Source organism: Leptolyngbya sp. UWPOB_LEPTO1 (assembly GCF_017302695.1).
Classification (GTDB): Bacteria; Cyanobacteriota; Cyanobacteriia; order Leptolyngbyales; family Leptolyngbyaceae; genus Leptolyngbya; species Leptolyngbya boryana.
In genome coordinates this window covers 32,579-47,599 of the sequence record NZ_JAFLCJ010000005.1, presented here as the reverse complement: position 1 = coordinate 47,599, position 15,021 = coordinate 32,579, and the positions used below count along the sequence as shown (strand labels likewise).

At 45.0% G+C, this 15,021-nt stretch carries 12 protein-coding genes; 3 read left to right on the top strand and 9 right to left on the bottom strand.

Annotated features, from left to right (window positions below; translation table 11 throughout):
- Positions 1-39: 39 nt before the first annotated feature.
- On the top strand, positions 40-1,989 hold the full coding sequence (locus J0L70_RS09545; RefSeq protein WP_287454226.1) for a hypothetical protein: 1,950 nt from the start codon (positions 40-42) through the stop codon (positions 1,987-1,989).
- Positions 1,986-2,288, top strand: a complete 303-nt coding sequence (locus J0L70_RS09540) for a DUF8220 family protein (RefSeq protein WP_190652389.1) — start codon at positions 1,986-1,988, stop codon at positions 2,286-2,288. The genes J0L70_RS09545 and J0L70_RS09540 overlap by 4 nt, the downstream gene beginning before the upstream one ends.
- A 131-nt stretch (positions 2,289-2,419) precedes the next feature.
- Here J0L70_RS09540 and J0L70_RS09535 read toward each other — a convergent pair whose 3' ends face one another.
- The 6 genes from J0L70_RS09535 to J0L70_RS09510 form a co-directional block, all read right to left on the bottom strand.
- Positions 2,420-3,094 carry a pyridoxamine 5'-phosphate oxidase family protein gene (locus J0L70_RS09535; protein WP_287454225.1) on the bottom strand — a complete coding sequence of 225 codons (675 nt, stop codon included), beginning with the start codon at positions 3,092-3,094 and terminating at the stop codon, positions 2,420-2,422.
- Positions 3,095-3,379: 285 nt separating this feature from the next.
- Entirely contained in the window at positions 3,380-4,114 is a 735-nt protein-coding gene (locus J0L70_RS09530) for an SGNH/GDSL hydrolase family protein (protein WP_268183124.1), read from the bottom strand.
- Between the two features lies 1 nt (position 4,115).
- On the bottom strand, positions 4,116-5,534 hold the full coding sequence (locus tag J0L70_RS09525) for a hypothetical protein (protein WP_287454222.1): 1,419 nt from the start codon (positions 5,532-5,534) through the stop codon (positions 4,116-4,118).
- Positions 5,535-5,572: 38 nt separating this feature from the next.
- A complete protein-coding gene (locus tag J0L70_RS09520; RefSeq protein WP_268183120.1) occupies positions 5,573-6,397 on the bottom strand; it encodes a hypothetical protein in 825 nt (274 codons plus the stop codon).
- Between the two features lie 362 nt (positions 6,398-6,759).
- Entirely contained in the window at positions 6,760-7,827 is a 1,068-nt protein-coding gene (locus tag J0L70_RS09515) for a DUF1822 family protein (protein ID WP_287454220.1), read from the bottom strand.
- Positions 7,828-7,829: 2 nt separating this feature from the next.
- Positions 7,830-9,131, bottom strand: a complete 1,302-nt coding sequence (locus J0L70_RS09510) for a hypothetical protein (protein ID WP_287454219.1) — start codon at positions 9,129-9,131, stop codon at positions 7,830-7,832.
- Positions 9,132-9,380: 249 nt separating this feature from the next.
- On the opposite strand from J0L70_RS09510, the gene J0L70_RS09505 reads away from it, so the two are divergent.
- Positions 9,381-11,447, top strand: a complete 2,067-nt coding sequence (locus tag J0L70_RS09505; RefSeq protein WP_287454217.1) for a caspase family protein — start codon at positions 9,381-9,383, stop codon at positions 11,445-11,447.
- Positions 11,448-11,680: 233 nt separating this feature from the next.
- Here J0L70_RS09505 and J0L70_RS09500 read toward each other — a convergent pair whose 3' ends face one another.
- Genes J0L70_RS09500 through J0L70_RS09490 form a run of 3 tightly spaced genes read right to left on the bottom strand, consistent with a single transcriptional unit; the run spans position 11,681 to position 14,832 of the window.
- Positions 11,681-12,373, bottom strand: a complete 693-nt coding sequence (locus J0L70_RS09500; protein ID WP_287454216.1) for a hypothetical protein — start codon at positions 12,371-12,373, stop codon at positions 11,681-11,683.
- A complete protein-coding gene (locus tag J0L70_RS09495; protein ID WP_287454215.1) occupies positions 12,366-14,624 on the bottom strand; it encodes a CHASE2 domain-containing protein in 2,259 nt (752 codons plus the stop codon). The genes J0L70_RS09500 and J0L70_RS09495 overlap by 8 nt, the downstream gene beginning before the upstream one ends.
- Complete coding sequence (locus tag J0L70_RS09490) at positions 14,599-14,832, bottom strand: hypothetical protein (RefSeq protein WP_148664746.1); 234 nt, start codon at positions 14,830-14,832, stop codon at positions 14,599-14,601. The genes J0L70_RS09495 and J0L70_RS09490 overlap by 26 nt, the downstream gene beginning before the upstream one ends.
- Between the last annotated feature and the right edge of the window lie 189 nt (positions 14,833-15,021).

Genomic DNA, 15,021 nt, shown 5'->3' with positions numbered 1-15,021 from the left:
AGCACGTGATCAACAAATCAACCCGAAGGCAAATTTATAATGACTAAGAGCGTTACGATCGGTTTCCTGAGCTTATATCTCGTGACTTCAATCGGCATTCCAGCAAGCGCAGAACAACCTGCCTGCAAGGATGTTGACAGCATCAACTCGATCGCGCTACCGACTCATCCTATCGATCGTGAAAGAACTTGGGCAACTCGGCAGGCTGAGATTGCGATCGAATTTCTCCGTGCAAATCGTCCTGCTCGCAGCAGTGAACTGAATCGGCAGATTCAATCCCGATTAAAGCTTTCACCCGCTGATAAAGCTGTGCTTGAAACGATTCAGAACTTAGAAGCTGGCAAAAATGCGAATTCCCTACTTCCGTTCATCACAAATCCTTCGCTCTATGCGAATTCATTCTCTCTCCAGCTTCAGCGACTTCCGTTGCACGCTCGAAAAGAATGGATTCTTGCAGCAGTAGAGCAATGGTCAGACCGTGATCCAGCTTTTCAAATTCAAACAATCAACTGGATACTAGACCTTGCGGATAGCTATCAACAAGCTAACAATCAAACTGAAACATTAAATCTTCTCAAAAAAGCGCGATCGCACTTAGACAAAGCACCTGCAAGAGCTTGGATCAATGTTGCTACCGCTTACCGCAAAGCAGGTCAACCTGAAATTGCTCGATCGCTGCTAGCCTCCGTGCCCGATCGCATCACAGCCTCATCTCAAGCGCAAATCGATCGAGGGACTAGAGATTGGTTAGATCTGGGTCATCAGCTTGCACGATCAGGACAAGCTCAGCAAGGTCTTGTTTACATTACTCAAGCTGAGCAGCGTTTTCAGCAGTACAAAAGTCGGCTAAACTCGCAAGAGTTCACTCGCTCTCTGGCTCTAGCTTATGCCGCAGCAGGGCAATCATCCAAAGGATTGCAACTCGTTGGAACCCTCAGGAAATATGACGCATCGCTTGGATATTTTGAATTAGCAAAACAAGCCGCTGAACTGGGTGATGAAAAGTTTGCCCAACAAGCTCTCAGCTTAATTCGAGAAGCCTGGAACGTTCGGGATAGCGTCAGCCAAGTCGCAGAGATTTTTGCAAAGGCTAGAAAATTTGAAGCTGCTCGACACATTGCCAATTCAGCAACTTATGGACTTGATAAATTACAAGCACTTGCCGCGATCGCGCATATTGCCTCTCAAGCTAATCAATCGGCTGTGAGCCAGCAAATCATTCAGGAAATCAGCCAAATTCGTTCTTCTGATTTGCCTGATAACAATATTATTCAAGTCATTGATGCGCTGATTGAAGTCGGCGATCGCACACTTGCTCAAGCACTGCTCAAATCACTGAATTCAAATCAAAATCGATTCAACCTTGCTAGTAAATACATCAAAATTGAGGATTTTGCGACTGCAAGACGCTTGCTCAATGCAGAATACGAAGTTCAGAAGAATCAATATAATCTGGCTCGCCTAAACATCAATCCGTTTCCAACACCAGTTCCACGATTTGTCCCCCGCTCTCCGCTCGAAGAATTCTTTTCTGCTGCTCAATATATTCCTGTAACAAAAGATCCACCTCTCCGTACAAAACAGACGCGGAAAGCTCCACTCAAGATTTCTCCGATTTCGCCTTCTCAAGCTAACAGGCAATCCGATCGAATTGCTGTACTAGCAGCATTTGCCAATTCCTACGCTTCTGCACGTGATTTCACGACAGCCTATACTTTGATGGCTGAGATTCCAGATGCCAATTGCACTCACAAGATGAGGGCTTGGAATCACTTGATCACAGAAGCAATGAAAGCGGGACGCTTGGCGCTAGCATTCGATGCCTTGCAAAACAGCGATCGCTTATCAAAACGAGCAAATCTGAAAAATTCTGAGTTTGTTCGATCCCACCTAGTTGCGATCGCAAAACTGTATTCTCAAGCAAATCAACCTCAAGAAGCCCTTTTGCTTCTAGAATCAGCACTTTTACTTTTGCAGGACACCCCATGAAAAACATTCAAATCATCGATCGAGCAATCAACTGCGCTTATGATATCTACAGTGCAACCGATGAGGAATTTCTCAAGATTTTCCCAAATCCAGGGCAAGATATTCAATTTAACGAAGACATTGAAGACGATGAAGAAGTGCGGCAAATTTTAGCTCGACTGTGGAAGAGGCGTGTAAAAAAGTCGGAAGTTCACGGCATTCATGGCACGCTCTTTTATCAACTCTCTGAAAAGAAGCCATTCTACCCAAACAAAAAAGATCACGATCTGACAATCAATCATAGTAGACCTCAAGACTAAAGCTGAAGCGTTCAATGAGTAGAAAGCTAAAGCACTCTAGCTGTTGAATACTCTTACGTTTGAGTATGAAATCTATTTAAAGAGCATTCAAACATTGATTACGCTTCAGAATGTCCACACCGAGAAAACGGTCAACAACACTGATCAATATCAGATTCTATGACCTTTTGATTCCAGGGACGCGAACAATCTTTTGCTTTGAAAGCGTCTCCCCCTTTGTGCTTCATATCATCTGTGCCCCAATGAATCTTTTTATCGAGCTTTTGCAGCAATGGAATGTGTTTAGAACAGTGAATGTAGGCTTCTTCTACTTCAACTAAGATCCAACGTTCAGGGCTACGACCGCCACAAATTTTGCTTGCTTCAATAACCTCCGAAGATACATTCGGAAGATGAGCTAGCTCGTCGTTCTCAACAACACAAGCTTTTCCATTGACATGTAAGCCAACTGTATGTTGGAAAAAATCAATGAAAATCATGCCGATATGAGGATTTTCTAGAATGTTGCCGACACTCGCCATGACTCCATTTCCTCGGTATTCTGGATATACGAGGGTTTTCTCATCTAGCACTTTAACAAAGCCAGAATGACCTGCTCTAAGCGAGCAATCACATTCTCCTTGTGCATCAGATGTTGCGATGAATAGCAGTTCTTGCTGTCCAATAAACTCACACATTAATGGATTGAGATAGGTTAGCATTTGCTTGTTGTAAAATGCTAAGGCTCGTCGAGTTGTGCCATATTTTGCTTGGGCTAGGTGTTCACCTTTAGAACCGGGTAACTTGTTCTCTGTTGTTTTCGTCATGGTTATTGTGAGTTGAGAAGCGTGTGCCTGAGCAATCCTTGCTGAAGACATTAGCTTGTAGCGTTTGTGGTTTTGAGCATATGCAACTGAACAGGCTCTTGCATAACCTCTCAGACTTAAAACCGTAGACTATTACGCACGATTGAATAACCTGTAAAAGTGCTATGAAAAACGATCGCAAAAATCTCTAAAGATAAACTCAAGGTAAAAAGCTGAGAACTTGCTCCTCAAAGGATTGCGTAACATCAAATTGAATCAATTCAGCTTCAAAAGTAGAACAAAAATCTAAAGTTTGAGCATTTCAAGCGGTTCAATCAGCGCTTGATTTAACCTTGAGTATCCCTGTTGATTCAGGTGCAATTCATCCATTCGATAGTCTGAGCGTAGCTTGCCTTGTGAGTCAGCGAGAATTGAAAACGCATCAAAAATCATCACTCGATCGCTAGCTAGTGCTGCTAGCTCACGATTCATCTCTTGCACAGCTTGACCAATTTCATCTGACCAAAAAGGCTGACGCTGAAGGGGCACATCTCCGACTGGAAAAATCGTAGTCAGAATCACGATCGCGCCCAAAGCTTTCGATTCTTGAACAATTCGCTCAATATTCGATCGACAATTTTCGATGATCTCAGCTTTTCGTTCTGGAAATAATGCGATCGTCTTGAGATCATTAATTCCAACCTGAACAATGATGACTCTAGGCTGTAAGGGTCGGACATGCTGTTGAAATCGTTGAATGGCTTGCACTGAGGTTTGTGAGCTAATTCCACGATCGATGAATTCATACTGACTCATCTCTGGAAATGTCCAATTCTCAGCCCTAGAGTCTCCAAAAAAGACGACGCGAGGTCGATTCTGACTGGGACTAGGAGAAGTAGAATAAGTGCTCAATCCAACCGGATCAAGTCGCGTTTCATTCAGTTCGAGATAGTACTTTTTTGCCTGACTAAATAGGATAACGTTCAGCGCGATCGAAGCTCCCAAAACTGCGATCGCGCCTATTAACACAGTGAATCGCATCCTAGCGACTCTCTGGAACTTTTAAGGATGGAACTTGAGAAGGCTGAACCCTGCGAACGGGATTAGCCCGTTGCTTGAAATGACTGGGAAGCGTAATTTTTGCGCGCTGCGGCAACGTTCGCTCAATTGCCTCTGCTTTTCGGATTTGGTTGAGCGATCGATAGCGTTCAGCAATTTTATATAGCTTCTCCTCGCGCCAGTAAGGAGTCGGAACTAACGGAGGTAAGATAAATTGACCACTCGTTCGAGGTTTTGGATTATATGCATCTCGAACTGCGATCGCGGCATTATCTAGCATTTGAATTGCAGTTCGGTTATCTCCGATCGACTGATACTGAGTCGCAAGTTTGATCAAAGTCTCTGCTCGGTAGGTATCCGAATCAAATTGTTTCAAGCCTTTCTGAACGTTTTCGAGTAACTTCAAACCATGTGCTTTACGTCCGCTTCGGATATTTAGACCTGCTAGCGAAACTTGGTAGTTGATCAGATCACTTTGATAGTTTAAGTTCGGATCACGCAGTACTGCAATCAAAGCTTCTATCTGATCGAGTGCTTTCGCTTTCTGAGGATTAGACACATTCAAGTTTGAAGCATTCAGTTGTTCAAAGGCGTTTACTAAAACTTCTATACGGATTGAGCAATCTTCTATATCGTTTGCAATTGTCCAAGCTTTGACAACCTCACGGCGGTTTTCAGATAACCATTTTGTTGCCATATTCTTTAGGGTGAGCGATCGTAGATATTCCCCTTCGATCATGCCTGCAACTGCTTTCGCTTGCGCTGGCTCAAATAGTACTGCATTCGCAACATCTGTCCAAATTGTCCATTTCTCAGTTACGGGAAACAACGTCATGACTTGCGGAATGGTTTGAATCTGATGGGTTGCTGCAAGCGTATCCACAACTGGAATCACAGCATCACTGAGATATTCGGAAGTCTGAGGCAATTTTTTGAGGAGTGCGATCGCATCATTCAATTGATTGCGACCCGTTAGTTCAGCCGCGATCGCGCCGATTCCCCGCGCTCGTTGTCGAGACTGTGGCGGAAACTGCTCAATCACAAACCGAGATGCACGAGCCGTTTCATTGGCTCGAACCAGTCCAACAAAGAGCGATCGCGCTGTCTCATCTTGTACCCAACTCGATCCTTTCTGAAACTCTTGCAGCGCCTGCTCCCATTGTCTCGCTGCAATTAATGTCTTAAGCTTTCTAGCCTGAGCCACTTGCTCAGATCTAACGTAAACAGCTGTTGGTGGTAGCCTCAAAGGCATGGGCGCGAGCAGTCGATGAGAATCGGTTGTGCAACTTGTCTGAATCATCGGAAGCTGAATTTCTGCTGAGTATGCAGGACGAATACTAGAAGGAACAAACCAAATCGCTGTCAATACGAACAACCAAGATTGAGAAACTATTAAACGCATCGTAAAGTCAACTCTTGAATTACTGAATCATGTCTGTGCTATCGTTCGCTCTTACCTCTGGGCTGAGAGGTTTCCCGCGTAATCTGAGCCACGCATTCGGCTAGATCCTTACGCATTGGAGCGGCACTGTGCCATTCACCGCTCAAAAGTTTACGGCTCTCCAGATGAACGGCAAAGTCCTGGGTGTCTTCGATCGATCCGAGCAGTGCTTCGCTTGATGGAACCTTGAAGAAAATCATGCCCATCTTGGGAGCCAGCGGGAAATGTGATGCCAAGACCTCGACAGTTTGTGTCTCCCCGGATTGCACAAGACTGACCCGCATCCGCTTCGCTTTTTTCTCAGGCGGCATAGACCTGGCAAAGAACATCATCGCTGTGCCGGATTGCTCTCCTTTCCAGTCCATCAAAACAACCCCACCGTTCAGCGTCCAAAATGTTGCCGCACAAGCAAGTGTACTCTGCCCCGCAGGAGAGCGACCCACCGTCCACACTCCTTCAGCAAGCTCGTCAAAAGTTTTACCAGCAGCCTCACCATTGCGCTTAACGATCAATTCTCTCTGGTCTCTGAGTGATGACTGGCGCAGGTGTTCAAAGAAATCCGCCCACTTTTGAGGATCATAGGTAGAAAGCCCGGGCAGCCTGACACCATTGTTAATCATAGGCGGTGGATTATTAGCTGGTTGTGCTTGTCCGCTGCCTACACCGCCATCCATCGGAGCACAGCCGACCCAACCACCGCTGCCACCCCCGATCGGGTAAAAACCCGGTGGGCAGTTTCCCTCGGCACGAACTTGTGAAGGGACAAGTGCAGCGACAGAGATAGCCGCCAGCATGAAAAAGAAATTCAATGGCTTCAATGACATTTCAATCATACTTTATTGCTGTAATTGTTAGGTTTGCCAAGTTCATCAGGATGCAGATGAGTTCGGCAGTGCGACGATCTCGATATCGCCACTTTCGGACGTGCATGTACAGCTTCTGCTTAGGACATTGCTGCACTTTGTGAAGGACTCCGAGATGCACATTGCTGTTATACCTGGTCTGTCGGATAAAAGTCACGAGATTTGCGATGCAGAGGCAGAAAGTTTATTTTTGCCTCTAGGACGGTCTAGGTTTCACAGCTTTGCAGGTTATGCAGTTCTGATGCATTGAGAGTTTGTGAGCCATTCCAGACTAGCTCGAATCGATAAGTTTTTCGACGCGCTAGATTCTGAGCAGTAGGGCATTAATCCGGTTGGAAAACGATCGGAGGTAAGCTCAGAGAGTCGATAGTCATGCGATCGCCAGGATCAACACTCTTGAGCGTTAATGTAAATTGTTCATTCCAATCTCCGATGATCTGAGCAATCAGATACGCCGATCGCGCTTTTGCTTCTTCCTCGACCAACACCGTTTCGCCTGCTTGAATCACCAGTTGTGTCCCAGTTGGCAAAGTGGGAGACTGAATTGATTCTAAGATTGCCAGTAAAGACCATTCTGCCTCTTCTACTGCCCAAGTCGTGATGTAAAGTCGGAATGTATGCTGGTTGAGTTTAATCGATCGATAACCCGATTGTGCTGTTGACGGAATTTGAAGTCCAGACCGCTCGATCTCAGTAAACACAGAACTCAAGTCTGCGCTAAACGCATTTGCTGAAGCTCTCATTCCGGCAGGCGCTAGCTCCAACGAAAACAGTGTCCAAGACCATTCATCAATTTGAGTCTGAACCCATTGAGCCGCATTGACAAGCGGTTGAATCAGCCATTGAGCAGAAATGGCTAAACTTGACGATGGTAACGGAATCGCACTCAATTCCAAACTTGCTAAGTACCAAAACAAGTGCTCAAAATTTGTTTCAAGTTGAGAAACCGGAATGAGACAAGTTGCATCAGAAGTAGAACTTAGATTCAGTCGATCTCCTCTTAAAAACCCATAAAATTCAATTTGATTCGCTTCCTCATTCACACTAGCAGCAATATAGAAGTGAGCTGGATTTTGCATTAAACTCATCGGAAACTCAATTTCGTTGTCTACGACAAATAAAGCAAGGTGAAATTGATCGGCATAAATCGAATTGATCGCAGCGGGTATGCCAAATTCTGAAGGCTCAAGTAATCTTGCCTGAGTTCGATCGAACTGAATCGGAGTCGATCGCTCACTAAAATATTGCGCCAGACCTTCTAGAGCGAGTAAAGCAAGATGAGATTGCCAGCGAGTGAGAGAATTCGGGAGCGTCTGGCTAAATGCGATCGCTCGATTAATTCGGTCTGATGTGAGGTCAAGTGGGGTAGAAGCAGCGTTTAACGGAATCATGATCATGCTCCGGAATGATTAAGCAAGGCACAAAGTTGTTCAGCAAACAGATTATTGCTTTGATAGGCTTTTGGCGTTTTGGATTGTTGAGCATCCTTTTCTAGCAGAGCATCGACTTGATCGCGCAATGCGAGATCGATCGCTTCTGCAAACTGAGTCAGTCGCTCTGGATCGATGAAGGTTTGCGCCGTCTCTCGGATATCCTGTTTCAGCCCTTTGAGCATATGCAACCCGACATCAGCACGCAGCGTTTTTAATTTTAAAAGTCGTGCAACGTTGTCTTGACGCTTGAGATCCAGCTGATCAGCAATCTGGGTCATGGTTACGCGCTGGCAATAAAGCAGTTTCAATGCTGTCAAGAATTGATCAACTTTTTGACCTTTTAAACGACTGGTGTAATCGTGAATCACAATTTCTAAAGACGCATTCAAACATTTTAAGAATTGAGCGCGATAGTAATTTAAAAATTCTTCTGCGGGATCAGCCTCCGAATGACTCGGATGTTCTGCCTTCGCTTGAATTGCTTTATCCTCGATCGATTCAGTCTGGTACCGATTGAGACGATGTTGCCGAAGACAATGCGCGATCGCAAGTAACTGATTCAAAATTTGATTGGGAGAAACGATCTTCGGCTGCAAATACTCTACCATTCGCTGCAATTGCTCAGAAGTTGGCTCTTTACATCTGCCTTGACTTCCTGCAGCAATGCGATCGTTCAAATACACCGCATGATAGCTTTCAAGATACAGAATGGCAGTTTGAATCGTTTCTGCTGACCAGTAAAATCGTTCTTTTAAGATGCGCTGCAATTGTTTTGAGGTTGTACTGTTGAGAATTGCCCAATCGCTTTTTAAGAATAAACCCTGCTGCTTAAAAAATTGATTCAGTTCTGGATGTTGTCGAACCAATCGAGTTGCCCAAGTATTCAATGTTGCGATCGCTGGATTGTAGCTTGCTAGAATTCTTTTAGACAATGGGCTGTATTCAGTCGAGAGTGAACCATCATCATCTAGCACATAGCTCAGCAGATCGAATTGATGAAATTGATAGTACTCACCAAACTGGCGTGCGATAGAGCTGCATTCTTCCAGTGTGCAATGTGAGATAAAGCAGCGAAGACAAAGTTCTGCTTCTGTGAAGCCCTGTTGATAGGCGTAAACCAACTGCTGCTGTAAGTGTTGCGATTCGGAAATGTGCGAATAGTTCTGGGTAATATAGCGGTGTGCGATCGCGCTTTTCTCTGTTCGGTAACCGCCTGCCGGGTTGATGCAGATTAGTGTCCAGTATTTGACGAGATCATCCATACTCACCTCAATTCCTAGCAATCAGAGAAATCAAATTATACTTCCCGGAGGAAGTTATGCATATTGCAAGGATTCTCGACAACTTTTCGGAATTCCGTAATTCAAGTGAGAAGAAAGGAAAATAAAATCTTGATACTAACCTGTCTAACCGATTAAGGAATATCTGACGATGTGCCGTTTTCTGACATGCTTGAGTCGAATCAATCCACTCACCAACGCACTCTTCTTAACGTTGAGTCGAGAAAGACTATGAAACGTCGTCATTTTCTTCAAGCAGCAGGTGCGCTATATCTTGCTCAGGCAAGCCGATATGGTCAAGTTTTGGCACAATCAAGTTCTCGCAAACTCGCGTTCTTAGTTGGAATTAATAGCTATTTGGAAACGAGTAATTCCTTCGGAGTTAGGCAGGATAATCATCGCGGACTTTCCCCCCTAACAGGTTGCGAAACCGATGTCCAACTTCAACGCGAACTGCTGATCCATCGATTCGGCTTCAAGCCTTCAGATATCAAAATTTTAATCAACCAAGATGCAACCCGCAGCAATATTCTCCAAACCTTTGAAGCGCACCTCATCCAGCAAGCAAGACCTGGCGATATTGTTGTCTTTCATTTCTCAGGGCACGGTTCTCGACTCTTTGATTCGGATGCGATCACTTCAGATCAAGCAAATAGCGCTTTCGTCCCTGCTAGAGCCGATTATCGCAATGCCGATCAGAGCGTCGATGACATCATGGGTAAGACATTGTTCTTACTCATGTCAGCCCTAAAAACAGAGAATGTTACCGCAGTACTGGATTGCTGCTACTCAGGTGGCGGAACTCGTGGCAGTGAGAGAGTTCGAGCCGATGCAAGTCATGCTCTCTATCAACCGAGTGCTGATGAAATTGCTTATCAGAAAAACTGGATGAAAAAATTAGGCATTTCATCACAGGAATTGCGCGATCGTAGAAAAGCAGGAACAGCAAAAGGCATTGTCTTAGCGGCTGCAACTGCAAATCAAATTGCTAAAGAAAGCGATGTAGCGGATGTTTCTTCAGGCTTATTTACTTACTGTCTGACTCAATATCTTTGGGAAACGACAAGCAGTTTAACCGATGCAGAGGCAATGATTACACGATCTCTACTCACTGCTACAGGCTTTCAAGAGCCTGTTTTCGATTCCAAGCCAGAAGTGAAAACACAGCCCATCTACTTCACTTCTCCTGTAAACCAAGCGGCTCAAGCAGTTGTTCGATCGATTCAACGCAATCAAGCAACCCTCTGGCTTGGAGGGTTAGATAAAAAAACGCTCGAAGCATTTGGCAGTGAGTCTCAGTTTTCAACTTTAGAAGGAACAGCAACGGCTACGATTACTCAGCGAAAAGGCTTAATCGCAACTGCAACGCTGACCGGAAATCTTGTTCCGGGTGCATTACTCAAAGAAACGTCAAGAGTGATCTCGAAGACGACAAAACTCCGAATTGGTCTAGATTCATCGCTAGGCAATCAGGCTCCTCAAGGTCAAGGTTCCCGAATCGAATTTATTCCTGCTCGCCCTGATGGTTCCTATCCTCAATCGGTACATTACATTCTCAGTCGAGTCACTGCTCAAACGACCTCTGCACCTCGCAATAGTATTGCGCTGTTTTCACCAAGCTTAGAACTTCTCCCTGATTCTTTCGGGCACCCTGGAGAATCGCTTTCAAAGGCGATTGTCCGTCTTACCCCAAAATTCCAGGGACTCTTCGCCGCACATCTAATTCGCCAAACCCTTAACCCTAACAGTTCTAAATTGAAGCTCGAAGTTTCACTTTATCCTCAAAGTCAACCAGGGCAGATTATTGCAAAAGCGAGTACTTACAGAAATTTGCCAACACCAAGTCAGCCAATTCCTGCGAGAACACCTTGCCAACTTCAAATTACGAACCGCGATCGTGTACCGCTCTATTTACTCATTGCCCTGATCAGTCCAAATGGTCGCTTCTCGATCATTTTCCCCAATGACTACATTCGTGAAAGCTTAAGTGGTGAAGTTTCTGCCCAAGCGAATCGACTGATCCCTGACCCAAGCGAATCTTTCCGAATCGCACCTCCGGCTGCTGGACGGGGTGAAGCTTTAATCGTTGCAAGTCGTAATCCATTGACGAGAACCTATCAGCAAATGAGAACGCTAGCAGAAGAATCGAATCGTACTCCAGTTACGATTGCAGATCAGCGAGGAATTGATGCCATTGACAATCTTCTTTCGGATCTCGATCGACAGCCAGAAAGCTCTTTCTACAAAGTAAGTAGTGATGATGTTGCAGTTCTTTCTCTCTCATTTGAGATCATTTGAGACATCAAAACGAAGCGACTGCAAGGGCGCTTCAGTGATGGGTACAAAACGTTTCTTTGAGCATAGTGCGTATTTTCGCAACTTCAGCGCCCAATTCTCACCCATCTTCGGGATCATGAATCCGAAATTCATGCAATTCTACCGCTTTTTTCCCGTGCAGTGTCCGTGTTTGACGATTTGGTTCGATTGACAATATGGACATTAGATCATTCTTTTCAAAACCGCCAGCGAACTTACTTTCTGATACGGGTTGAACCCGCCGAATCTTCTAGCTGTGTGAGTAGATCATTGATTGCGGTCTGACGATCGCGGGCAGACACCTTTGATTGTTCAATCTCTTGAACGACATCAGACCATAATCCGAAGGATGCAAGCACCTCAATTCTTCGCTGCAATCGTTCTACAGGCTTGAGATTTTTGTTGAAGCGATTGAGCGCTGCGGCGACTTTCTGGCGTTGTGCGGTTGGTATGACTTCAATGTCCCACCCGATGATCACCTCATCTTTCTTCAGGTCAGCATTCCACTTTGAGAATCGCAAGACATAAGTTTTACCAGGCTCCAGTTTAGCTGTGATCGGTGTTGTCCGACTTGGCTGGATTCGTTGGCTCCAAATGGGAGAGCCTGAACCTGCCGGAAGAATTTCAGCACGATCGGGAACTAGTTTTCCATTAGGCTGCGATCGCCACACTAAAATCGGTTGCAATGTCCATAGTTGTTGTGACAAACTGCCAGGAGTCAGCACTTGCCAACCCAAAAGACCTTCACGACCGCCGCCTCTTTTGCGAGGAAGCGGAGAACGGGAGACAATTCGCTGAAAGAATTCTTGCCAATTTGAGCGCTGTTGTGCATGAACAGGAGCATCCGCTAGCACAACAACCGGAGATGCGACCAGAAAGCTCATCAGAACTAGAGTTTGTTTAATCATTTGACTGAGGTTTGAGATTGAGTTGCGCTAGAAATGCAAGATAGGTCAGCGTGGGTAGTAGAAACGGGATCAGAACTTGGGAAGAAATGTAGAACTGTAAGCTAACTAAGCCATAGAGAATTGGGACAATGAAAAACCATTTACAGTTGAGTTTTTTCTGAGTGATTAAAATGATTGTGCTTTTACCAGCGATCGCAGCAATGATGATAATCCAAAGATCAGGAATTGGAAGAATCATACGGTGAGCTACTAAACTATGAATCAAATAAGCATGAATTGTTCCTCCTGACATCTTTCTAGTTGCGTTCGGCTGCCAAAATTTGAAGGCAAGTGGAGCACTAAAATAATCTTCCCCAGGCAGAACTCCTGCATCGAGTTGTCCACCAGGAACGACCAAGACAATTTCATTGTTTGGATTATCTCGATTCTGTAAGTATTGCCAGCTTGGAACTGCATCATAGACTTGATTGGGCGGAATTGAGAAATCGACTAAAGGGTGAAGCCAGGTTTGCCCAAATAAAGCAGAGAATTGAGTGATGGGATGAAAATAGAGGTGTTCATTTTGTCGATTGAGTGCTTTTGGATTACACGATCGCACGACTTGATAAGCGAAAGGGAGCATCTCAGTTTGGTCTGAAGTGTCACCAATCAGTCGTGCATAAAAGGCTGGATCGCCTAGCAAGTCCATATCTCCACTGCTACCAAATTTCGTGAACTCTGGTAAAGCTGTTACCCAAGCTTGATAGGATTGAACATCTTGAGTGGCTGAGAAAACGATTTGCTTACCGGATTTAGTCGCTGATTGAAGAGATTTTGCGAAGATGCGATCGCTACTCGGTTGATGCCGAAACAATAGATAGTTAATGCCAATGACAGAACTCTCTGATTGAGAAATGCGATCGATGACTTTCGCAAGATATCGGCGATCGAGATTCTGCTCAATTAATTTGATGCCATCTTTTTGTAGGGATTCTTCATTGATTTGAATGAGCAAAGTCGAAGGGGCGGTTGCCTGAATTCCTTGGCGAGTAATCTGGCGATACAAGGCTTGTGCGAGTTGACGTTGATCAATCAGGGCACTTTGGATCGGGAGCCAACTACTTAGAATTGCGAATAAGCTGAGTACGATCGCTTCTCGGCACTTCGGTTTCCATCGTCTAAGCTGTGTCTTCCAACTCGGTGTGAAGAGCCGAAAAGGTTTCGCTTGAGGATGAGAAAATAAAGATGGAATGAGATAGGCTGAAGGATAAGTTAAATTCTTCTCTAGTTTGAGGAACTGACACGCCGAGATCGTTGCCTCTTGAGCATCCTGACGACTCGATAGATATCTTAAAAAGTGAATCAGAAAGTCTTTTGCAACATCATCACGAATTGGCTCACGCATCACGACAACTTGATTCAGTCCTAGATTGATCAGCAATTCTGCAATGCTCAAACCGTTACAGGAGTTGAAAATCGCAAATTGTAATCCGCGTTCTTGAGCCGTTTTTAGCTGCGGTGCAATTTCACTCATGAGAATTGAAGTGTTTGGAGCAATACCGAGTTCTCCGCCCGTGAGCGCGGTTTCGTTGCTATGTCCTGCAAAAAAGAGAATGTCCCAACCTTCGGGATCAGCGATCGCAGTCTTAATCTGTTGCAATAACTCAGGTGTTCGGATCGCTGGTTGCCACCCAACTAAGCTAATTTCAGTGCGATGATCTAACTGCTGTAAGGCAGCACGTTCAGCTTCAAAGTTCAAGCCAGTTTCATCGCCAAGAATGACTAAGATCCGATTTCTAGTTCGACGAACGGGTTTCGCTTGTTCAGCACAGAGAGCAACTGAAGTTCGGATCACATGAATCGGTTGACCAGAGCCGAATTCTGAGCCAATCTGCCAAGATTCCCAAGGAAGTTTAACAATCTCTGGAGAATCGCAACGCAGATAGAGGGTTGAAGTTTTAGAACGAGTAATTTGTCGTCGAATTTCTAGTAGTTCTGCGCTATTTACCCAGTAGTGAAATTCTGCTAAAAACGTGGCTTCTGCTTGAACCAGGCGAGTGCGCCAATCAATCTCAGGTTCTTCTAAGTTCAGCACGAGACCGGGACGGGCACGTAAGGTTGAGCGATAAAACTGGAGGTAAGTGTTTTTCCAGGTTTGATAGAGCGTCGTCAGGGTTTCTGGATAGATGAGTTTCGCGCTGAGCGTGTGCGCCTCATTCCAGACTAGCTCGAATAAACAAGTTTGCTCAACACGCCAGATTTTCAATAACATCGCAACAGACCTGAGTAAGGTTGAAACACAGTTGAAACACAACGGGCGGCAGGCTTAGAGAATCTAATAGAATGCCACTTTCAGGATCAAAGCTTTTGAGTGTTAACGTAAATGTCTCGCTCCAAGCTCCAATGACTTGAGCAATGAGATAAGTCGATTGTGCTTTGGCTTCTTCCTCAATTAAGTTAGTCCCATCTGATTGAATCATAAGACGTGTGCTTGCGGTCAAGGTCGGTTTTTGGATCGATTCTAGAATGGCGGGCAAAGACCATTCTAGTTCTGAAGTTTCCTCCATTGCATGATTGAGAAAAGCACAAAGCGATTCAGCGAATCAATGATCTCTTTGGTAGGCTTTTGGGGTTTTGGACTGTTGAGCGTCTTTTTCTAATCGAGCATC

Coding starts and splice junctions, on each gene's coding strand:
- J0L70_RS09545 (WP_287454226.1), top strand. CDS start 40: ATGACTAAGAGCGTTACGATCGGTTTCCTGAGCTTATATCTCGTGACT.
- J0L70_RS09540 (WP_190652389.1), top strand. CDS start 1,986: ATGAAAAACATTCAAATCATCGATCGAGCAATCAACTGCGCTTATGAT.
- J0L70_RS09535 (WP_287454225.1), bottom strand. CDS start 3,094: ATGACGAAAACAACAGAGAACAAGTTACCCGGTTCTAAAGGTGAACAC.
- J0L70_RS09530 (WP_268183124.1), bottom strand. CDS start 4,114: ATGCGATTCACTGTGTTAATAGGCGCGATCGCAGTTTTGGGAGCTTCG.
- J0L70_RS09525 (WP_287454222.1), bottom strand. CDS start 5,534: ATGCGTTTAATAGTTTCTCAATCTTGGTTGTTCGTATTGACAGCGATT.
- J0L70_RS09520 (WP_268183120.1), bottom strand. CDS start 6,397: ATGTCATTGAAGCCATTGAATTTCTTTTTCATGCTGGCGGCTATCTCT.
- J0L70_RS09515 (WP_287454220.1), bottom strand. CDS start 7,827: ATGATTCCGTTAAACGCTGCTTCTACCCCACTTGACCTCACATCAGAC.
- J0L70_RS09510 (WP_287454219.1), bottom strand. CDS start 9,131: ATGGATGATCTCGTCAAATACTGGACACTAATCTGCATCAACCCGGCA.
- J0L70_RS09505 (WP_287454217.1), top strand. CDS start 9,381: ATGAAACGTCGTCATTTTCTTCAAGCAGCAGGTGCGCTATATCTTGCT.
- J0L70_RS09500 (WP_287454216.1), bottom strand. CDS start 12,373: ATGATTAAACAAACTCTAGTTCTGATGAGCTTTCTGGTCGCATCTCCG.
- J0L70_RS09495 (WP_287454215.1), bottom strand. CDS start 14,624: ATGTTATTGAAAATCTGGCGTGTTGAGCAAACTTGTTTATTCGAGCTA.
- J0L70_RS09490 (WP_148664746.1), bottom strand. CDS start 14,832: ATGATTCAATCAGATGGGACTAACTTAATTGAGGAAGAAGCCAAAGCA.